Consider the following 21,794-nt stretch of genomic DNA (forward strand, 5'->3'; position numbering starts at 1 on the left):
GAGGTGACCAGAATGCGCAAGTTTCAGGATTTGCTCGCGCGAGTTTTCGATGTTGCATTGGTGTTGGCGGGGGCGGCGGTGGCGTCGCAGATCCGTTTTGATTACCTCGCTCAATCCGGGTTCTATTGGGCGCTCGTGATGTTTTCCGCCGCGTTCGCGCTGGCCATCTTTCCGGCGTTCGGCGTGTACGAATCATGGCGCGGCCGCTCCAAGCTGGTACTGGCCGGCCAGGTGTCGCTCGCATGGCTGATGGTGCAGGGCAGCGCCCTCGTGCTGATGTATTCGCTGCATCGCATCGACTTCGTGTCGCGCCTATGGTTCTCGTACTGGACGGCGGTGACCGGCGGCCTGCTGATCGCGTACCGGCTGATGACGCACGCGGTATTGGCGAGCGCGCGCAGCGCCGGGATGAATCTGCACCAGGTCGCCATTGTCGGCAGCGGCTCGCAGTGCGACGCGATCATCCGCCGGATCAATGCGGCGCCGACCACCGGTTTTCGCGCCACGGCCGTGTACAACGCGCGTCCTGACGTGTCGCAGGTCATCAGCCAGGGCGTGCCGGTGTTCGAGTCGGTCGAAGCGCTCGCCGGCTACATGCGGACCAACGACGTGCACGAACTGTGGCTGATGCTGTCGCTTTCCGAGGAGCCGCTGATCTGCTCGCTGGTCAGCGAATTCCGTGACGACCTCGTGAACATCCGCTTCATGCCGGACGTGCGCAGCCTCGCGCTGTTCGAGGGCAGCGGGGTGATCGATCTGCTCGGCGTGCCGGCGATCAACCTGGTGGCCTCGCCGCTGTCCGCGAGCTCGATGCTGAAGAAGGAAATCTTCGACCGCCTGTTCGCGTTGACCGCGCTGATCGCCCTTGCACCGCTCATGCTCGCCATTGCGATCGCGGTGAAGCTGTCCTCGCGCGGTCCGGTTCTGTTCAGGCAGAAACGCAAAGGCGCGGACGGCCACGTATTCACCATCTACAAATTCCGCTCGATGCGTCTGCACACCGAGCAGAAAGGCACCGTCAGGCAGGCCACGCGCAACGATCCGCGCGTCACCAGGGTGGGCGCGTTCCTGCGCCGCACGAGCCTCGACGAACTGCCGCAATTCTTCAACGTGTTGCGTGGCGACATGTCGGTCGTTGGACCGCGTCCCCATGCACTCGAGCACGACGACCTCTATCAGAAAGTAGTCGCGGGCTATATCAATCGCTACCGGATCAAACCGGGGATCACGGGGTGGGCACAGATCAACGGCTTTCGTGGCGAGACCGACCGCATCGAGAAGATGGAACGTCGGGTGGAACATGACTTGTATTACCTGGGACATTGGTCGTTCGCACTCGACATGCGGATTATCGGCGCGACGATAGTCGCCGGACTGGTGCATCGAAACGCTTACTAAGTAGTTAACAAAACGCCAGACGCTACCTCTCCCGAGGAACAACGCCGTGGCACAAGGAGGAAACATCATGAGCTCGCTTGGTTTACGCACGGGAAGTCTCCTGGTTTTCGCTACTGCCGCACTGCTTTCCGGATGCGGAATCGCACCGGGCCAGCGGATGGTCACGCCCGCCGCAATTCAGGACACGGGTGGTGATTACAGTACTGAAGCGAATTCGCAGCAGCAGATTCCGATTACCGATATCAACCTCGCGTTGCTGCGCAAGATGAATCAGGCGCAGACCACCGCGCCGCTGTCGCCGCAGATGCTGGCGCTGTTCGGCAAGCCGACCCCTTACAAGGTCGGCCCCGGCGACGTGCTGCAGATCGTCGTGTGGGATCACCCGGAACTTGCCGCCGCGCTCGGTCAGCCGGCACAGAACTCGAAGACGACGGATGCCGCACCCGGCTTCCTGATCGATGAAAACGGCGATGTGCAGTTTCCGTACGCAGGCACGGTGCACGTGGCCGGCAAGGACGTCGCGGCGATCCAGAAGGAACTGCACCGGCGCCTGAGCACCGTGTATCAGAAGCCGGAAGTAACGGTACGGGTGGCCTCGTTCCGCGCGGCGCAGGTCTACGTGGACGGTGAAGTGCGTACGCCCGGCGCCCAGTCGGTCAACGACATTCCAATGTCGCTGACGACCGCGATCAGCCTGAGCGGTGGCCTCAGCCCGAATGCGGACCGCAGCCGCGTGGTGTTGATCCGCAACGGCGTGCCTTATCAGCTGAACATGGACGATCTGATCAGGCGCGGCCGCAATCCGTCGGACATCTATCTGCAGGCGGGCGACATGCTGCGGGTGGCGTCGCGCGAAGACAGCGGTGTCTACGTGATGGGCGAGGTCAACAAGCCGGCAACCATCCTGCCGATGCGCAACGGCTCGCTGACGCTTTCGCAGGCCATTTCCGATAGCGGCAGCTTCGATTCGAACACCGCCGCGGCACGGCAACTGTTCGTGATCCGCAATTCGACGAGCGAAGCGCCCGAGGTGTACCACCTCGATGCGACGTCGCCGGTTTCGATGGTGCTCGCCAATCAGTTCGAACTGCAGCCGAAGGACGTGGTGTACGTCGGTCAAGGCGGACTGGTCCGCTTCAACCGTGTGTTGAACCTGCTGCTGCCGGCGATCAATGCGGCTGTAACGGGCGCCGTCCTCGCGAAATAACAACCGTGCAAACGTGATCTTGAACCGCCGGGCTTTGTTGGGTGAAGAAAATGGCAATCAACTTCGAAAACCGCTACACCGACGTGTCCGGACCGGACGAGCTTCACCTGTCGGACTATCTGCGTACGATCGTGCGGGGTTGGCGCACGATCGCGATGGTGACGCTGATCGCGCTCGCGCTGGGGTGCGCGTACGCCTTCCTCGCGCCGCCGACTTACCGCGCGGATGTTCTGTTTCACGTCGAGGACAAGACGGCGAATGCCAATGCGAACGGCAAGGATTCCTTGCCGCCGCTCACCGGCATGTTCGACACCAAGCCTTCCACGGCAGCCGAGATCGAGTTGCTGAAGTCGCGGCTCGTCACGGAAGAAACCGTCAAGAAGCTGCACCTCGATATCTCGGCGGCGCCGCGTTATTTTCCGGTCATTGGCGGAATGATCGCGGGGTTGGTGAACGGGCAATGGGGCTTCAGGTTGCCGCAGTTCATCAACCTGTCCGGCTATGCATGGGGTGACGAGGCCATTACGGTGTCGCAGTTCGACACGTCGAAAGACATGTACGACACCACCTTCACGCTGATTGCCGGCAATGACGGTTCATACGTGTTGCGCGACAGGAATGGTATCGCGATCCTGTCGGGCAAAGTGGGCGAGACCGTGGAAACGGATACCGCCGACGGACCGATCACGTTGCACGTCGACAAGCTGGTCGGCCCGGCCGGCTCGCGCTTCGAATTGTCGCGCGCGTCGACGCTGAGCACCGTGGACCGGCTGCAAAAGGCCCTGGTGGTGCAGGAAACCACGCTGCAATCCGGCGTGATCCGCGCGAGTCTGGAAGGCGGCGACAGCGCGCTGACCGCGGCGATCGTCAACAGCATGGCGCGCGAGTTCGTGCGCCAGGATGTCGAGAGCCGTTCGACCGAAGCCGAGCATATGCTGGCCTTTCTCGATCAGCAACTGCCGGGCTTGCGCAAGGAACTCGACGACGCCGAGCAACGCTACAACAAGTTCCGCAACACGCACGGCACCGTCGACCTCGGTGAAGAAAGCCGCTTGCTGCTGCAACAGATCGTCGATAACAAGACCAAGCTGATGGATCTGCAGCAGCAGCGCGCGGAGATGTCGCAACGCTTCACCGCGAATCACCCGGCGGTGGCCGCGCTCGACGCGCAGATCGCCGCGTTGCAAGGCGCGGCGGCCAATATGAACCGCAGCGTGGCGGTCATGCCGGATACGGAGCAGACCGCACTGCGCTTGCTGCGCGACGTGCATGTCGACACCGAGCTGTACACCAATCTGCTGAACAGCGCGCAGCAACTGCGCGTGGCGAAGGCGGGGCAGGTGGGCAGCGTGCGCGTGGTCGACTTCGCGGAAGCGCCGGACGACCCCGTGCGTCCGAAGCGCGTGATCGCGATCCTGATCGCGCTCGGCGGCGGACTCGTGCTCGGCATTCTGCTGACCTTCTTCAAGCGCGCCATGTACGGCGGCGTGGAACGTCCGGACGAACTCGAAGGCATGCTCGGCGTGCCGGTGTTCGCGGTGGTGCCGCGCAGCCAGACCCAGCTGAAGCTGCAGGAAAACGTCATGCTGCGCCGTCGCGGGCTGCATGTGCTGGCGCAGCAGGCGCCGGAAGACATCGCCGTGGAAGGCGTGCGCAATCTGCGCACCTCGCTGCAGCTCTCGCTCGATCACGCCGAGAACAACGTGGTGATGATCACCGGCTCGCGGCCCGATTCCGGCAAGTCGTTCCTCTCGGTGAATCTGGCGGCGCTGGTGGCGTCGGCCAATAAGCGGGTGCTGATCATCGACGGTGATATGCGGCGCGGCGACGTGCACTCGCATTTCGGTATCGGTCATCAGCCGGGCCTGTCCGACGTGCTGAGCGGCGGCGACCTGAACGCGATGATCCAGCGCGACGTGCTGCCGGGTCTCGATGTGCTCGCCAAGGGCACGCTGCCTTCGCATCCGGCCGAACTGCTGATGAGCAAGCGCTTCGAAACGATGCTCGAAGAATTGAAGTCGCACTACGACCTCGTGATCGTCGATACGCCGCCGGTTCTGGCGGTGACCGATTCGACGCTGATCGGCAAATACGCGGGCACGACGCTGCTGGTGGTGCGCCACGGCCGCCATCCGCTCAACGAGGTGATGGAAACGGCCAAGCGGCTGCGCAACGGCGGCGTGGCGCTGCGGGGCGTGCTGCTGACCGACGTGCCGCAGGAAGGCGCGTTCCTCGGCTCGGGTTATCAAGGCGGTTACTACGGCTACGACAGCATCGCCGGTTGACATGGCGGCGGATAGCTGATGGTCAGACGAGGTTCAACGAGGTTGCGGCATCAGGCTTGCAAAGGTTAACGAGGAGAATGCTCCATGAAACGTAAGGTCGCGCTGATCACCGGCATCACAGGACAGGACGGGTCGTATCTGGCGGAGTTGCTGCTCGCCAAGGATTACGACGTACACGGCATCAAACGCAGGTCATCCCTGTTCAATACAGACCGGATCGATCACCTGTACCGCGATCCTCACGATCCGGACCAGCGGCTCTTTCTGCATCACGCGGATCTGACCGACTCGACCAGCATTCTGCGCGTGATCCAGCGTGTCGAGCCCGACGAGATCTACAACCTCGCCGCGCAGAGCCACGTCGCGGTGTCGTTCGAGGAGCCGGAATACACCGCGAACGCCGACGGCCTCGGCGCGTTGCGGATTCTCGAAGCGATCCGGATTCTCGGGCTGCAGGAAAAGACGCGCTTCTATCAGGCGTCCACCTCGGAGCTTTACGGCCTCGTGCAGCAGGTGCCGCAGTCGGAGACCACGCCGTTCTATCCGCGCAGCCCGTATGCCGTCGCCAAGCTGTTCGCGTACTGGACCACGGTCAATTATCGCGAGGCTTACGGTCTCTATGCGTGCAACGGGATTCTGTTCAATCACGAATCGCCGGTGCGCGGCGAGACGTTCGTGACGCGCAAGATTACGCGCGCAGTCGCGCGTATCGCGGTGGGCATGCAGAAGACCCTGTATCTCGGCAATCTGTCGGCCTTGCGCGACTGGGGCCACGCGCGCGATTACGTGGAGATGCAATGGCGCATGCTCCAGCAGGAGCAGCCGGAGGATTACGTGATCGCCACCGGCGTGCAGTACAGCGTGCGCCAGTTCGTGCAGCACGCGGCCGCCGAGCTCGGCGTCACCGTGCGCTTCGAAGGCACCGGCGTGGATGAAATCGGCATTGTCGAGAAAGTGGAAGGGCGCGAGATCAAGATGTCGCCGGGCGACGTGATCGTGCGTGTCGATCCGCGCTACTTCCGGCCCGCCGAAGTCGAGACGCTGCTCGGCGATCCGTCCAAGGCGCATGCGAAGCTCGGCTGGCAGCCGACCACGTCGTTCGCTTCACTGGTCAAGGAAATGGTGCGCGCGGACTATCAGATTGCCCGACGTGACGCGCTCGTCACGCTGGCCGGCTTCACGGCGCTGGAACATCACGAGTAACCTGCGATGAACAAACAAGCACGCATTTTCGTCGCGGGCCACCGGGGCATGGTCGGCTCCGCGCTCGTCAGGCGCCTTGCCGCCGACGGGTATCAGAACGTGATCACCCGTTCGCGCCAGGAGCTCGACCTGACGGATCAGGGCGCAGTGAACCGCTTCTTCGAAAGCGAGAGGATCGACGTGGTGCTGCTCGCGGCCGCGCGGGTGGGCGGCATTCTCGCGAACGCCACGCGGCCGGGTGAGTTCATCTATGAAAATCTGGTGATCGAAACCAACGTGATTCACGCGGCGTACCGTGCCAGGGTCGAGCGGCTGGTGTTCTTCGGTTCCTCGTGCATTTATCCGAAGCAATGTCCGCAGCCGATCCGCGAGGAGTATCTGCTGACCTCGCCGCTCGAACCGACCAACGACGCCTACGCGATCGCGAAGATCGCCGGCGTCAAGCTGTGCGAAGCCTACAACCGCGAGTACAACACCCAGTACGTCGCGCTGATGCCGACCAATCTGTATGGCCCGAACGACAACTACGACCTGAACAGCAGCCACGTGTTGCCGGCGCTGCTGCGCAAGGCGCACGAAGCGAAGCTGAACGGCGACGCCACGTTGTCGGTGTGGGGTTCGGGCACGCCGCGCCGCGAGTTCCTGCATGTCGACGATCTCGCCGCGGCCACGCTGTTCGTGCTCGAACACAACGTGACAGAGGGGCTCTTCAACGTCGGCGTGGGCAAGGACCTGTCGATTCGCGAACTGGCCGAATGCATCTGCAAGGTGGCCGGCTTCGACGGTGAGCTCATGTTCGACGCCTCGAAACCCGACGGCACGCCGCGCAAGCTGCTCGACGTCTCGCGGCTCGCGCAAATGGGCTGGCAGGCGAGCATTGCGCTGGAGGACGGTATCGCATCCACGTACCGGGATTTCGTCGAATCACACGCCGGTTCGACGCCCGCTGCCGCCGTCGAGGTTTAGCCGCACGAATTGCCGCTTCAGCGCGGGTTGGCAGTCAAGGACCAGCTGGGACGCCGTGCATGCGCACCCACGCGCGATGCACGCAGGACGATTTTTCGAGGAGTGGCATAAAAATGACAGCGTCAGTCACGATCTTCCACAACGTGGTGTGGTCGCGCCACAAGGGTGTCGTGTTTTCCGCCTTGCATAACATTTCGGCTTCCGGAGCGATTCGCTATTCGATGGTGCAGATCGCGGATACGGAGCACGACCGCGTCGGCTTTTCCGACGTCGATTATTCGTTTCACCGCTATCCGATGCAAAAGCTCTTCGACGGCTGCTACGAAGACGTGCCGACCATGAAGCTGATCGCGCGGCTCACGTGGGAAGTCTTGCGCACCAAGTCAGATCTGATCGTTCTGCCCGGCTATCACCGGCCGGAATACTGGGCGATGCTCGCGGCCTGCATCGTGACCGGCAAACGGCGCGCGGTGTTCTGCGACTCGACCGCGCGCGACCGGCCCAAGAAGCTGCTGACGTCGATTCCCAAGCGCGTGTTTTTCTCGCTGTGCGACGGCTATTTCGGTTTCGGCGAGCGCAGCCGCGAGTATCTGTTGTCGCTCGGCGCGAAGCGCGACAAGATTTTCGTGCCGTGCCAGGCGGCCGCGCTGCCGGGATCGTTTTCGCCGGAACGTGCGCTGGTCGAGCGGGTTGCCGCTCGCGCGGGTAATCCGCCGGTGTTTCTGTTCGTGGGACGTCTGTCCGAAGAGAAAGGCATTGGCACGCTGATCGAGGCGCTCGCCGGATTGCGGCGGCGGATTCCGGCGGCGAAGCTGCGCATTGTCGGCACCGGCCCGATGGCCGACGCGTTGCATGCGAAGGTGGCCGAGCTCGAACTCGGCGACGCGGTGACGTTCGTCGGCAGTCTGCAGGACGAGCCGCTGACGCAGGAGTATTACGGCGCAACCTGCATGGTGCTGCCGAGCTACAGCGAACCGTGGGGACTAGTGGTCAACGAAGCGCTCGCCCACGGTTGCCCGGCGGTGGTCAGCGAGAGCTGCGGCTGCGTGCCGGAACTGGTGATCGACGGGGTGAGCGGCTATGCGTTTACAGCGGGCGATGTCGCCGGGCTGCAGCGCACCATGCTCAAGGCAATGGAAGCATTCGCCGATGCGGGCGGCACCGCGCGCCGGTGCATGGATGTGATTCGCCGTTTCGACCCGCCTTCCGCGGCTGCCAATATCGCTCGCGGCTGTGCGTTGATGTTGAGCGACTGAGTCGCTTCGCACCACCGCGTTGCGCGCACGAAGCCCTAACCCGTTCTGGCAGTCACGATGAAGATACTGATCTACGGCATCAACTATGCGCCTGAACTGACGGGAGTGGGCAAGTACACGGCGGAAATGGCCGTGCTGCTGGCTGACCGCGGGCATGAAGTGCGCGTGGTGTGCGCGCCGCCGTATTACCCCGAGTGGCGCGTTTCAGAGGGCTACGCGTCGTGGCGGTATCAGCACGAGACACGCGACGGCGTGGCGGTCTGGCGCGCGCCGCTGTGGGTGCCGTCGCGCCCGAGCGGCCTGAAGCGCATGCTGCATCTGGCCACTTTCGCGGCAACCTCGCTGCCGCTGCTCGCATGGCAGGCGCTGTGGCGTCCGCACGCGGTGATGCTGATCGCACCGACCCTGATGTGCGCGCCGGCTTCGCTGATGCTCGCGCGTATCACACGCGCGAGCGCATGGCTGCATATTCAGGACTACGAGGTCGATGCGGCCTTCGATCTGGGTCTGCTGAAAAGCTCGCGCGCGGCCCGCACGGCGCGCTGGATCGAAAGCGCGTTGCTGAAGCGCTTCGATGCGGTGTCGTCGATTACGCGGCAGATGAGCGCGCGCGCGACGACCAAGGGTGTCGATGCATCGAAGGTGGTCTGCCTGCCGAACTGGGTCGATGTGTCGACTATTTTCCCGCTTGCACGGCCGAGCGAATTCCGCCGTCTCCTCGGCATTCCCGCGGAGCAGAAAGTGGTGCTGTACTCCGGCAACATGGGCGCGAAGCAGGGCATTGAAACACTCGCCGACGCGGCGGTCGCGCTCGCCGCGCGTCCTGACCTCACCTTCGTGTTCTGCGGCAGCGGCGCCGCAAGAGAGAATCTGCTCGAACGCTGCTCCGGTTTGACGAATTGCGTGTTCATGCCGCTGCAACCGGTGGAACGTCTGAACGAACTGCTCAATCTCGCCGATATTCACGTGCTCCCGCAACGCGGCGACGCGGCGGATCTCGTCATGCCGTCCAAGCTCACCGGCATGTTCGCGAGCGGCCGCGCAACCATCGCGATGGCGCGCCGTGGCACGGCACTCTACGAAGCCGTGGCGCCGCGCGGCGTGGTCGTGCCGCCGGACAACGTGAAAGCGCTGGCGGCGGCGATCACGGTGCTGGCGGGCGACGCGGAACGGCGCACGGCGCTCGGCAAGGCGGCACGCAATTACGCGGAGCGCGCGCTCTCGCCGGAGTCGACGATTCGCACCTTCGAGGAGCGGCTCGCGGTGCTGTTGCGTGAGTCGGGGCTAGAAGATGCGGAAGATGCGAAACGTGCGAAAGGCGCGCCACCTTCTTTCGGTCCGCGGCCTTCAGGAGCCGCGGGCCGGCGGCGACGCAAACCGGCCACGGCGGAGGAAGCCGCGCCGGATTGATCCGGCACGCGGCCTGATCATGAAGCTGATATCACCACGGAGAGCGATAGACGCCGCGCTTGCTCGCATAGGGATCGGCGTACGTGGTGGTCGCCGCGGCTTCGGGCGTCAGCGCGTTAGCGGGGTTCGGACGGCCTGGCTGGCCGGCCACGCGCACCTGGCCGTTGGCCGCGGCCGGCGCTTTGCGCTGGCCTTTGCCGAGCGCGGGTTGTGCGCCCTGGCCGCCGCCCAGCACCGTCATGCGTTGCGTATCGAGCAGCGCGGTGCGCTGGGCGTCGTCGGTATTGTCCTGCGCGTTGTCCGTGCCGTATGGGTTGGGAGCGCCGAGCAGCGCCTGCTCGCTGTTGCGATGCGCGGTGCGCCGGTTGGCGGGAAGCTGGGCATTGACGCCATAGTCGTTGGCGGCCGTCGCGGCGGGTGCGGCCGCCGCGGGATTGGGCGCGGCGTTTTGCGCGAACGCCGGCAACGCGCACGATGCGATCGCGAAAAACATCCAGCTAGCGGTGTGTCGAAGCGAGGTGGTCATCTTGTTCCCCAGGGAGATGCTGTCGGGATAAAGCTATCGTGCGCCAACCAGTACGCGTGTAGCCGCCAAAACGCTTGCCGGCACGGCCACAGTGCAAAGTCCCGCAAGGCGCCGCAACATAATGTAATGAGTTTGCCTGGCAGGCCTGCGTATGTTTACCACTGTTCGTGGTTCGGAGAAAGCTGATGGGTAACGTTGCCGACGATCCGCAGATCGGGCGCCTGCCGCAAGCCGGAGACGCGCGTAAAGACGGCCGCGTGATTAATCTGCGGCAGGCCGGGAAAGGAAACTATCAGGCAAGGCGCGGCGCGCTGGTCGAGCTCATCTGGTTCGTGCTCGAGGCCTGCGTGATCAACAACAAGCTGCTGCCGCTTTCATCCGTGCGCGTTGCGTTGTTGCGCCTGTTCGGCGCGAAGATCGGCACAGGCTGCCGCTTCGTGCATCCGGTGCGCGTGAAGGCGCCGTGGAATCTGGAAGTGGGCGACAACTGCTGGTTCGGTGTGGATGTCTGGATCTATAACCAGACGTTGATCCGCATCGGCTCGAATGTGTGCATTTCTCAAGGCACGTTTCTCACCGCCGGCTCCCACGATATGAGCACCACGATGGATCTGCACGTTGCGCCGATCGTCATCGAGGACGGCGTCTGGATTACTTCGAAGTGCGTAGTGCAAATGGGCGTGACGATTGGCCGCTCGGCGGTCGTGACGCCGTTGTCGGTCGTGCATCGTTCGCTGGAAGCCGAGGGCGTGTACGGCGGAAATCCTTGCCGTTTTATCAGGAAACGGTTCGACTCCGTGACCTGAACCACAGACATAGAACCACAGCGTTCGTACGCTGGGGAGGCCGAGGTCGTATTGCCGGAATGTGGGCTGCCGCAAGGGGATTGTCGCGCGATCTGGCGGGCGGCTCCCGGTAGCGGTGGCAAGGCAGGGTCCGGTTGCGACGTTTGCGTGGCCCGGTTGCCAGCTCCGACTGGCGAACCGTGACGCGCTCAGGAAATGCGTGAAGAAGATGGGAGTAGGGGATGTTCATCGATACGCGTACTGTTGAACAAAACACGGTCATTGAAACGACGGTCTGCATCATCGGCGCAGGCGTCGCGGGAATTACGCTTGCGCTCGAAATGTCGCGGGCCGGTATCGATGCCTGCGTGCTCGAAAGCGGTGGCTTTGGACCCGACGACGCGACCCGCGATCTGTATCGCGGCGAGAACATCGGGCTTCCCTACACGTTTGCGGACGGCTCGCGCAGCCGGTATTTCGGCGGCAGCAGCAACTGCTGGGGCGGCTGGTGCCGCCCGCTCGATCCCTGGGACTTCGAAAAGCGCGACTGGATCGCGCACAGCGGCTGGCCGTTCGGGCTCGATGAACTGGCGCCCTACTATGCGCGCACGCACGAACTGCTGAAGCTCGGCCCGCAGAATTTCGACCCCGCATACTGGGAGCGCGAGATCGGTCGCCAGGACGTGCGCCGCCTGCCGCTCGCCACCGGCGATATGCGCGATACCGTTGCGCAGTTCAGCCCGCCGGTGCGCTTCGGCAAGGCGTATCGCGAGGAACTCTCGCGCTCCACGCGGGTGCGTGTGTTTCTCCATGCGAACGTGCTCAATATCGACGCCGACGCACAGGGCACGGCAATTTCCAGGGTGAAGATCGGCACGATCAGCGGCCGCCGGCTCACGATGACCGCGAGGATTTTCGTGCTGGCCACGGGCGGCATCGAAAACGCGCGCCTGCTGCTCGCGTCGAACAACGTGCAGGCCGCCGGCCTCGGCAATGCCAACGACCTGGTCGGCCGCTATTTCATGGATCATCCGCGCATGATGTCGGGCAAGGTGCGCTTCCGTCCGGGCATTGCGCGCAACAAGCTGTACGACATCAAGTATCACTACCAGAATGCGGCGGTGTCGGCGCACGGCACGAAGATCTCGTCACAGTTCGCGCCGAAACAGGAATGGATGGAGCGCGAGAAGCTGCTCAATTCACGCGTCTGGCTCTATTCGAAATGGTATGGCGAAGGCAGCGCGGGTTCCGAGGCGTTGATCCGCCTCAAGGAAGCGCTGATGGGCAAGGACCAGCCGGGTCGCAGCCTGAAGCGCGACATCGAGACCATGATTGCGCACCCGCTGCACACCGTCGGTTTTGGTTTGACCCGGCTGTTGCAATGGCCCGCGCTGATTACCGACGTGACGCTGCAGGCTATCGTCGAAGCGGTGCCCAATCCGGATAGCCGCGTCACATTGTCGGCGGACAGGCGCGACCACTTCGGCATGCCGCGCGTGCGGGTGGAGTGGCGCCTCGGCGAACAGGTGCAGCGCACTTTCGACAAGACGTTCCAGTTGCTCGCGCAGGAATTGCAGATGGCGAACGTCGCGGACGTCACGCTCGACGAGTCGCTCGAAGGCCGGACGTGGCCGGCGAAACTGGAAGGCACGTGGCACCACATGGGCACCACGCGCATGCACGACTCGCCGCGCGAGGGCGTGGTCGATCGCGATTGCAAGGTGCACGGGATCAGCAACCTGTACATTGGCGGCAGTTCGGTGTTTCCGACTGTCGGCGCCAACTTCCCGACCATCACGATTGCCGCGCTGGCGCTGCGCCTCGCCGGTCATCTGAAACGGCAGCTCGATTTGCCGGAACTCGTCGGCATTACACGGGGCGACGCCGCGAACAGCGCCGCCATGTCGCTTCAGGCGCCGCCTCAGGTCGACACGTTGCCGATCGCCGCCTCGACCCTGACGCCGTTGATGAAGGAACAGTGAACGCGCAATGAAGACGGCCGAAGCGGGCGCACGTGGAGTGCGTCGGCTTCGCTTTGGTGAGTGGCAGAGCCGCGAGCCCGTCGTGAGCCTGCTGCGCTTTCGCGCCGTGTGCTGAGCGCGTGATCGGCCTCCCCCGCGCGTCAGCGGCTTTGCTGGGTCGCTTCGCGCAGCGTGGTGAGCGTGGTTTCGCGCACTTCTTCGTGGCTACCCTTCGATTCCAGCAGCGCGGTCAATGAACTCACCATCGTCTCGACCCGGAAGCGCGCATTGAACGTGCGGGCCGCCTGCGCGCGCATTGCGTCGCGAGCCGTGTCGTCCAGTTCGAGCCAGCGTATGAGATTCTTTTCCGTCCCGTCGACGGTATCCGCGGCCACCATCCCCGCGCCGTCGGCTTCGATCTCGCGCCACACGTTGACCTTGTCGGAAATCAGCGCCGGCAGACCGCAGCCGAGCGCCTCGGCCACCGCCACGCCGAAATTCTCCTGATGCGACGGCAGAATGAACACGTCGCTCGCATGAAACGCGCCCCACTTCAGCTCGCCCTGCAGCATGCCCGGCAGACTCACGCGATGCGCGACGCCGGCCGCCTGCGCCCGGGTGCGCAGCGTGGCGCCCCAGCCGGTTTCGTCCGGACCGGCGATCACGAGGTGCAACGTCTGATCGCGGCTGGCAATGCGTGCGAACGCATCGATCAGCAGATCGCAGCCTTTCTTGGCGTGCACACGGCCGAGAAACAGCACGATGCGCTTGCCGCGCAAGCTCGGTATGGCGTGCAGGAACGCTTCGCGCAGCGGTGCGCCTTCGCGTTGCGGCACGCTCGTGCCGAACGGCACGATGCGTTCATGCGCCTTGTACAGCCAGAACGACTGGCGTGCTCGCGTGCGCTCTTCTTCGGTCGTGAAGATGACGGCGCGCGCGTCGCGCAATACCCGATATTCGGCCCACGGCCAGTACAGCCACTTCTTCAGATGCTTGAGCGGATAAGCCTCCTTGAACCACGGGTCCAGCATGCCGTGCACGTACACGTAGTACGGCACGTCGCTGCCGTGCAGTGCTTTCCATGCCGCGAAGCCGTGGTATTGCCACAAGCCGTGCACGATCACCGCGTCGAAGCGTTTCGCGTTGGCGGCAAGCCAGAGCGCGAGGCGCTCGCTGAAGCTGTAGCGGCCCCGGGTCGGGCCGAATGCGTGGACCGGAAACGGGTAAGCCGCAAGGTAGGCCTCGCTGGGCGCGTCGCAGGTGGCCACTTCGATTTCGTGTCCGGCTTGCTGCATGGCCGCGCCACTGCGGCGAACGCCTTCAACCGGACCGCCGGCGCGTGGGTCGACGCTTGCAAGCAGGTGGAGAATTTTCATCGGACGATATCGGGTCGGTTGGAGCGGTGCCTGGGCGGCGTGTGCGGAACGAGGGCGCCGAACTGGCCGGAGTCGCGCGCGGTGTGCGCCGTGCGCGACATGCCGAGCGTGGACGGCAGGTCGGCGCGGCCCATGCCCGGCTGGACCCTGCCCGGCAATTCGGGCATCGCGTCCGGGCGCACGTATGGCGGGCGGCGCAAGCGTCTCGCGCGCGCCGGCAGTGCGCGCTGCAAACGCGCGTGCGTGGCGATCATCAAGCCGAGCGCGACGCCGAATATCAGGCCGGAAAAACGCGGCCCGAGCGGATTGCCGCCGATCGAGGTGGCCGGTAAAGCGGCAAACAGCATGATGGCGCGCCCCAGCACCGGCAGCATCGGCGCGTCCGGCACGACCGAGCGCCAGTATCGATACGAGAAGAAGCAGATCGCCAGCGCCGCGAGCGTGACCAGCGGCATGGCGAGGCCGAACAGCAGGCCGCCCGCGAAGAACTGATAGACCCAGAAGTTGTGTCCCGCGGCCCATTCATTGATCGCATAGAAGTCTTTCTCGCTGATCTGGCCGGCGAGATCCGGCAGATAGACCGGCGAGTAGCGATAGTAATGGCCGTAGCCTTCGCCGAACCATAACGCCGCCGGGTCCGCCGTCACCTGATCGTACTGGTCGCGCATTTCCGCGAGACGCGTGATGGTGGTCGGATCCTTGCCGGAGCGCGTTTCCTCGGAAGCGAAAATGCGCTGCGTCCAGTGCTCGGCGACGGTCGGAAAACTCAAGGCGGCGACGCCCGCGATGCCGGCGAGCACGGCACCGATGATGATGCTGCGGCTCATGGCGCGCCAGATATGCTGGATCGACGGCGCGCTGAGCGCCACGGCGATCAGGAACAGCAGCACGGTGCCGACCAGCACGCTGCGGGTGACGCTCAGCAATTCGATCAGGATACTGAGCGCGAACACGCCCACGGTAAAAAAGGAAAAACGCTTCGCCACGACGAATTCATGCAGCAACACGCCTTGCAAACCCAGCAGCGTCACGGAGAGGATGCGGAAACGCACGTCCTCGAGATCGCCGCCGGTCGCGAGGCCGTAGACCATCGTGAACACGAGGCTGATGACGTTGGCAATGAACAGGGCTTTTTCGAACTGGGCGATGCGAAACTCGCTCCACGGGCGGCACGCCACGAGATAGCCGAGCATGAAGAGGATGAACGGCAGCAGCACCCGCAGATAGTTGCCGGAATCGTTGTCCTGAACCAGTTGCGCGACGATGCTGCCGAACACGCACAGCATCATGCTCCACGTGACGGCCGAGCGTAGCCGCGAACGCTCGTGAAAACGCGGTGCGATGAGAAGCAGGGCAATCCCCGCGGCGATCGCCGGAAGGACGAAGATGAACTGCGCGAAGTGACCTGTATTCGCGTCGGTCGCCTTATAGTCGAACGCAAGCGGTATCAGGAAAATCCATATCCAGGGCGTTGCATACTGATGACGCATTACCGATTCCTCCCCGTCGCGTTCGGTCCGCCGTCGGTCTTTAGCGGACGGTCTCGCATCGGGTTATTTTGAAGGAATCTCCACGCCCGTTAGTTGGCTGGGCCGCATTCGTCGAACATTGCCTGGGTTCTGGCGGCAGTGGAAAGCGCATGCTCTGCAAGACGCGCGCAAACTTGCGCATGTTGTCGGCCAATGCCTTGAAGTTGGCGCGCACGCACGCTTGCCGACACCGAATATGCAAAAAGGGCCGTGCCCTGCGAGAGAGAGACTGCAACCAGCTTGCATGAGACCGGAGCAATGCGCAACGCGCGACTCTGGTCGACAGCATTTGCATAGGACGCGGGTAATGCGCTGACGCGCCGACTCGGGTCGATAGGGGAGAACAACATGAAATTATTCGGCGGGGCGGGACCCGCAACAGCCGGGCGGGCGGTCGAACTGGACTTCGTGCGCGGCATTGCCATCATCATGGTGATGGGTTTTCACTTTCATGCTGTTCATACCGGCAATTACCTCATCCAGATTATTGAGTACCCGCTGAAGAACTTCGGCCGCGAAGGCGTGAATCTGTTCTTTACGCTCAGTGGTTTTCTGGTGGGCGGGCTGCTGCTTCGGCAGTACGCCGAAACGGGCCATGTGGATGCGCGCCGTTTTATCATCCGGCGGATTTTCCGTATCTGGCCCGCGTATTACGTGCTGATCATCTTTCATGTTCTGGCCGGCCGGCACCCGTGGAATACCTTCCTGATCCAGAACCTGACTCACCTGCAGAATTATCTGGGTACGTCGATTACGCAGACCTGGAGTCTTGCGGTTGAAGAACACTTTTATCTGGTGCTGCCCGCGCTTCTGCTTCTGTTCGCGCGCTGGCGTCTCGGCGCGTGGACGATTGTGGGCGTGCTCACGGGGATCTGCGCCGTGGTGCTCACCGCGCGCTGTTTCGCCGTCGCGGGCGGCAATCTCGAGGCGGCATTCGCGTACACGCAATACCGTATCGACAGTTTGCTGGTCGGCGTGATTCTTTCCGCGATCTACTGGATGAAGCCCGGTGTCTACCATCAGTTGGCGAGGCGCAAGTGGTTGCTGGTCTTCAGCGTCGTTCTGCTCTGCGCGTGGCTTGCGTTTGCCACGAAGAATCTCGCGCTGGATGAAAGCATCGGCTATACGATCCAGGCAATCGGCTTCGCTGCGCTGATCGTGCTGGTGCTGGAGTACTCCGGATCGTTGCGTACCTTGTGGATCTATCGCGGCGTGGCCTGGATCGGCCTCTATTCGTACGGTATTTACTTGTGGCATTCGCTCGCGCTCGCGCCCGGCGACATGCTGATCCGCAAAGCGACCGCGATGGGCCTCGCGCCGAGCCTTATCTGGGTTGTCGCGCTCACGGCGCAATTTGCGATTGCGATTACGATCGGCTACGTGACCACGCGTGCGATCGAATACCCGTTCCTGCTGATGCGCAACGCGCTGTTCCCGGAAAAGCGCAGCAGTTCGGTGCGCGAGGAAGTGCCCGTGGCTGCCGGTGGCCAGTTGTCCTGAATGCAGGAGGATGCGCCGGTGGCGCGCAAGGAACTCGCGCGCCCGCCTGCGCGGCCGGTGACAGCCAATCGGCGCTGCGGCCGGCGCGGGGTTCCGCTACCGTCGTGCCGGCATGAGGTAACGGGGAACCGGACCCACTCGCCAGCGGAAATTCTGGGCGGTAATCGTGACAGGCGTGTCGACACCTTGCCAGTCACGCTGAATATATTCTCCAGGCGGCAGGCTTATCGATGCAACACGTTGGCTGCCGTCGACGGTCCAGCCAACGAAAACCGGATCATCGGTGCCGTATTGATAGGCCTTGACGCTCTCATCATCGACCAGCGCCTTTGCCCAGGCACGTTTGCCCACCGTGCTGCTCAATACCGACGCCGCAACGAATGCAGGTTTGGGTGTCAGGTCGTGATGCAGCAAGCCGAAATTATGTTCGATGTTATCGAGGTCGGTGCCGTCGTCGACGAAGTCATACCAGAACAGAACGCGAACCGTGCCGTAGCGCCGTGATAACAGATAGCTGCGCACCAGATTGGCCGCTTGAGTGGCCTCGTCTTGCCCCGGCTCTTTGGGATTCACAGGCCAGCCCATTTCCGTCACCCAGACCTGCAGGGGTCGGCCGTCCGTTTTCATGTGATCGGCCGTGAAGTCGCGCAGATAAGGCCACACCGTCGGAATGTTCACGAAGTCGATGGGTGCGCCTTCGGTTTTGTACCCCTTTTCCGGCGTATGAGGCGACATGTAGGGGTGTATGCTAAATCCGCTCTGGTCGTTCAACGCCCCTTCCTTGATCAGTCCGACAACGCAGTCGCCGCCGGGGCCGCCGCCCGCGCCACCACCGCCGCAGGCGATGACCGATGCAGCGGGATTGACATCCTTGATGGCGCCGAACGTTTCCCATAACAGTGCGGCATAGTCGGCGTAGCTGATTTTGCTGAAGTCCGGCTCATTCCACACTTCCCAATATTGAACCGCGCCGCCGTAGGGAGCAGTGACAGCGTTGTCTCCATAGCGGGCTACAACGGCATCGACGTAATCAGCGAATCGCGCACGGGCCTCGGGGGACAGTGGGAAATTCGACTTTGAAAAAAGTTTCGGGTAGGCGCGCGGATTACCCTCGTCGAGAACGACTAAAGGCGAAATGCCGAGCTGTTTGGACAAGGCAAGATAGGCGTCATACCTCTTGGGAAAGACAAAAACACCCGCTTTTTTCTCGACGGTATCCCAGTAGATGTCGTCCCGAATCCACGAGAATCCAGCCTGCTTTACGAGCGGCAACAATACCGAGGGCGGTGGTGTGCCGTCCTGACCGAAATGGGTGCCGACACCGAAATCGGGAGGCCCGAGCTCCGTACGTTTCGTCACGATAGCCAGCGTGCTCGTCGTTTTATCGAGCGTTTCCCCGTCCGGTGATTTCAAGGTTGCTTCGATGCGGAACAATCCCATACGGGGAATGGTTACGGCAACGTTGAACGCCTTGTCGTCCTGCATGCGGCCGATGGTGTTTTCATACGAGGCGAGTCGCGTCGGCAACACCTTTCCGTCGCTGTCATAGGGATAGACGCCGACCGTTATTTTCGTTGCGCGTGGGATGTCCGGTGGCAGGACCTCAAACCGCAGTACCTTCTTTCCGCTCGCTGGTGTGACTTGCGAGCCCGGCGCATTGACCAATTGCAGTTTGACCTGTGCGTACGATCCGCTCGAGAACGCCAGAAGCACAACCAGTGCAGACCGCGCAGCCCGTCCAGATAGGCGTGATTGGAATAAGCAGCTTCGGCCGCGATGAATCATGAGCATCGTACCAATCCTCGTTGAATCGATTATGAATGGCTCAGGGAGTTCGGTGAGCAGAGAGAAGCGGGTGGCTGCAAGCGCCGGAGGCGGGAAGCGGCGCAGAACCCGGCATTCCCTGGCGGCAAGCAGAGCCACGATAGGGGCCACGCGGCTGCTTGTCAGTACGAAATCGAACTTTCGACAACTTTCGCTGCAGCGCTTCAGTTCAACAGAGCTAACAACGCGATAGCTGTTTACCGCGCAGTCGCGCGGGCCTAGCTAGCACATGTCACCTTCGAAAAACTTGCGGGATGCGATGCCTGCCGCTCAGCGTCGGACGCGGACACCTCAATGAAGCGTGCCTTGCTGGTCTCGCGTCTTCGGTACGTTTGAGTACATATGTCCGTTCTCGGTGCTGGGGCGCACTTCGAAATCCGCACGGGTTCGCGCGGTTTCCTACGACCAGAAGAGATTGCGCGGCGGCTTATGGGCAGCGAATTACGCGGCTGAAGAAAATCCAATTGTTTTCAGGTGAAGCCGTAGTCGCGTCGATTAGATCAGTCGGAATGATTTTTCATAGAGTAAGGCCGGTAGTTGTCGCTTTAAGGGTCGGAATTCTTATATTGGCGGATTACCAAATCATTATTCATACGAATAAAAACGCGCTGACTATTCGTATGAATAAATGACCTTGGCAATCGGGGTTTTATAAGGGGCGGGTTGCTGGACAAAAGGCACAACAGGGACTTCCGTCCTGCTAAAGCATAAAAAAGAGGCCGTGAAAACTAATAATTAATGAACAAATAAAATTTCTCGCTGTTGAAACGCAACATTTGTATGTACGGTGCCGAACACATGCTCCTCTTTTATGCTCCGCGTAATGCGGATATTTGCTCGTTCGGATAAGTATGGAGAAAGTTCGCCTTATCGTTCCAGTTTTACATCCGGTTACAACATACGAAAAAGGTCGGCACATATACTGCGATCCCTTTCCCGTCCTGCGTAACTTATACTCATGACCTTCGCTAACCGACCAAAAAAACAGCAAGTTCTTCCGCATTCCCTCTACTCGTCAGACCCTGCCGCATCTGTCCCTCGAAGGAAATTCCTCGCCGGTCTCGTCGCGGGCGCCGGAACGATCGCACTTTCCGCATGCGGCGGTGGAGGCGGCGACTCCCCGGCGGCCGTGGCCAATGATGCTACTGTGGCCAATAAGGCCGGGTCGAGCGGATTCACCGTAACGGCCCCCGCGGCCAATGCGACTGTATCCGGGACCATCACAGTGAGCGGCACCGCCGGCAGCAACTGGCGCAATGTGGCCGTCTACGACCACGCAACCGTTGCCAAGATTGGCGCCGACACGACGCCGAGCGGCGGCAAATTTGCAATCCAGCTTGATACGACTAAATTGGCTGCGGGCTCGCGCCAGATCGATGTCGTCGCATTTTCAGTTCCGGCGGGACAAGCCGGCGGCACCAAGACCACGCAGACCATCACGGTCAACGTCACCCGGGCGGCTTCCGGGTCGACTTCGGGCGCACTGTTCTACGGTATGAATGGGCACCTTGCATGGCCCGACGGCATTTATCACACCATGTCGGCGGCTGCCCAACTGGCGTTGCTCAAGGATCTCGGTGTCACGAACTATCGTGTCGACGTGGCAGATGCAGGCATGGCTCAGACCGTCGCTAACGCGTTGACCGGGGCGTTCGCCGGCAGCGGCGTGGCCATCATGCCGTGTATCAACGCCTGGTCGACCAGCTATAACCAGTATGGTTCGGAATCGGCCGCATACACGTTGGGCTACAACCTGGGGGCCTCGATCGCCAAGCCGCTGAAGGGCCTCGTCAAGTACATCGAGTGCGGTAACGAACTCGACTCGGATGGCCTGATTACGAACGGCGACGGCAGCAACACGAACAACTACAGCCCCGCGATCTGGCCGGCATTCCGCGGAGTCATTCGGGGCATGATCGACGGCGTGAAGGCCATCGACCCGACTATCCAGTGCGGCGTCAACGTTGGTGTCCCGCTCGCCTATCGCGCCTTGCAGATGCTATGGAGCGGCATCACGCCCGATGGCTCGGTCAACGGTGTCTCCGGTGCAGCGCCGATCCGCTGGGATTACACGACTTTCCACTGGTACCAGAGCTCGGGCGATATCATTTGCGGATGGCGAAACAACGCCTGTGTGAATGTGCTGCAAATTCTGAAGGACTCCTTTAACGTACCGATCTGGTTGACTGAGTGGGGCTGGCAAGGCAGCCAGGTTACGCCGGCGCAACAGGCGAGCTACGTAACCACTGCATTGACGGAGTATCGATCCCTAAAGGATCAATACAACATTCAGTCTGTTCAGATGTACTGTCTGATCGATCCGGACTTCGGTCTCCTGCAGGCAGACGGCGTCACGAAAAATCCGTCCTATTCCGCCTTCAAGAAATTCGTGGCCGCCAATCCCGTCTAACCCGATCCATCGCGCCGGTATTTGGCGCGGCAGCCTTTCCCCTACGTAGCCCGCGCGCTTTCTACAGGCCGCGGGCTGTCTCTTTTGGCCGCAAGCGTGCGCGGCCCGATCTTGGAGTCTTGTGCGGTATAGCACAGACGATGTCGCTGCGGCGCCGC

At 62.3% G+C, this 21,794-nt stretch carries 15 protein-coding genes; 11 read left to right on the forward strand and 4 right to left on the reverse strand.

Annotation, left to right across the window (positions count from 1 at the left end; all coding sequences use genetic code 11):
* The first annotated feature begins 12 nt into the window (after positions 1-12).
* The 7 genes from BXE_RS02935 to BXE_RS02965 all read left to right on the forward strand — a co-directional run bounded on the left by BXE_RS02935 (position 13) and on the right by BXE_RS02965 (position 9,725).
* Positions 13-1,398 (forward strand): undecaprenyl-phosphate glucose phosphotransferase, encoded by a 1,386-nt coding sequence (locus BXE_RS02935; protein ID WP_007179062.1) that lies wholly within the window; start codon positions 13-15, stop codon positions 1,396-1,398.
* A 67-nt stretch (positions 1,399-1,465) separates the two neighbouring features.
* Complete coding sequence (locus BXE_RS02940) at positions 1,466-2,605, forward strand: polysaccharide biosynthesis/export family protein (RefSeq protein WP_007179061.1); 1,140 nt, start codon at positions 1,466-1,468, stop codon at positions 2,603-2,605.
* A gap of 50 nt (positions 2,606-2,655) precedes the next feature.
* Complete coding sequence (locus BXE_RS02945) at positions 2,656-4,890, forward strand: polysaccharide biosynthesis tyrosine autokinase (protein WP_011486949.1); 2,235 nt, start codon at positions 2,656-2,658, stop codon at positions 4,888-4,890.
* 84 nt (positions 4,891-4,974) lie between these two features.
* On the forward strand, positions 4,975-6,093 hold the full coding sequence (gene gmd, locus BXE_RS02950; RefSeq protein ID WP_007179059.1) for a GDP-mannose 4,6-dehydratase: 1,119 nt from the start codon (positions 4,975-4,977) through the stop codon (positions 6,091-6,093).
* A 6-nt stretch (positions 6,094-6,099) separates the two neighbouring features.
* A complete protein-coding gene (locus tag BXE_RS02955) occupies positions 6,100-7,059 on the forward strand; it encodes a GDP-L-fucose synthase family protein (RefSeq protein ID WP_007179058.1) in 960 nt (319 codons plus the stop codon).
* Between the two features lie 113 nt (positions 7,060-7,172).
* Positions 7,173-8,315 (forward strand): glycosyltransferase family 4 protein, encoded by a 1,143-nt coding sequence (locus BXE_RS02960; protein ID WP_007179057.1) that lies wholly within the window; start codon positions 7,173-7,175, stop codon positions 8,313-8,315.
* A 57-nt stretch (positions 8,316-8,372) separates the two neighbouring features.
* Entirely contained in the window at positions 8,373-9,725 is a 1,353-nt protein-coding gene (locus tag BXE_RS02965; protein ID WP_011486951.1) for a glycosyltransferase WbuB, read from the forward strand.
* Positions 9,726-9,756: 31 nt separating this feature from the next.
* Here the strand turns inward: BXE_RS02965 and BXE_RS02970 are convergent, their stop codons facing one another.
* Entirely contained in the window at positions 9,757-10,251 is a 495-nt protein-coding gene (locus tag BXE_RS02970) for a hypothetical protein (RefSeq protein ID WP_007179055.1), read from the reverse strand.
* 185 nt (positions 10,252-10,436) lie between these two features.
* Here BXE_RS02970 and BXE_RS02975 point away from each other — a divergent pair, with 185 nt between their 5' ends.
* Positions 10,437-11,057: a DapH/DapD/GlmU-related protein gene (locus BXE_RS02975; protein ID WP_011486952.1), complete on the forward strand. Its 621-nt coding sequence runs from the start codon at positions 10,437-10,439 to the stop codon at positions 11,055-11,057.
* A 221-nt stretch (positions 11,058-11,278) separates the two neighbouring features.
* On the forward strand, positions 11,279-13,018 hold the full coding sequence (locus BXE_RS02980; RefSeq protein WP_011486953.1) for an FAD-dependent oxidoreductase: 1,740 nt from the start codon (positions 11,279-11,281) through the stop codon (positions 13,016-13,018).
* Positions 13,019-13,158: 140 nt separating this feature from the next.
* On the opposite strand, the gene BXE_RS02985 is transcribed toward BXE_RS02980, so the two are convergent.
* Positions 13,159-14,373 carry a glycosyltransferase gene (locus BXE_RS02985; protein ID WP_011486954.1) on the reverse strand — a complete coding sequence of 405 codons (1,215 nt, stop codon included), beginning with the start codon at positions 14,371-14,373 and terminating at the stop codon, positions 13,159-13,161.
* Positions 14,370-15,863: a hypothetical protein gene (locus BXE_RS02990; protein ID WP_011486955.1), complete on the reverse strand. Its 1,494-nt coding sequence runs from the start codon at positions 15,861-15,863 to the stop codon at positions 14,370-14,372. Before BXE_RS02990 ends, BXE_RS02985 begins: the two co-directional genes overlap by 4 nt.
* 387 nt (positions 15,864-16,250) lie before the next feature.
* On the opposite strand from BXE_RS02990, the gene BXE_RS02995 reads away from it, so the two are divergent.
* Positions 16,251-17,402 (forward strand): acyltransferase family protein, encoded by a 1,152-nt coding sequence (locus BXE_RS02995; protein WP_007179050.1) that lies wholly within the window; start codon positions 16,251-16,253, stop codon positions 17,400-17,402.
* Positions 17,403-17,498: 96 nt separating this feature from the next.
* Here BXE_RS02995 and BXE_RS03000 read toward each other — a convergent pair whose 3' ends face one another.
* The gene (locus BXE_RS03000) at positions 17,499-19,325 is read right to left on the reverse strand and encodes a beta-glucosidase (protein ID WP_233518835.1); all 1,827 of its coding nucleotides are present in this window, start codon (positions 19,323-19,325) and stop codon (positions 17,499-17,501) included.
* An 859-nt stretch (positions 19,326-20,184) separates the two neighbouring features.
* On the opposite strand from BXE_RS03000, the gene BXE_RS03005 reads away from it, so the two are divergent.
* Complete coding sequence (locus tag BXE_RS03005; RefSeq protein ID WP_011486958.1) at positions 20,185-21,636, forward strand: glycosyl hydrolase; 1,452 nt, start codon at positions 20,185-20,187, stop codon at positions 21,634-21,636.
* Positions 21,637-21,794: the final 158 nt, after the last annotated feature.

Origin of the sequence: Paraburkholderia xenovorans LB400, assembly GCF_000013645.1 — a bacterium.
GTDB classification, from domain to species: Bacteria; Pseudomonadota; Gammaproteobacteria; order Burkholderiales; family Burkholderiaceae; genus Paraburkholderia; species Paraburkholderia xenovorans.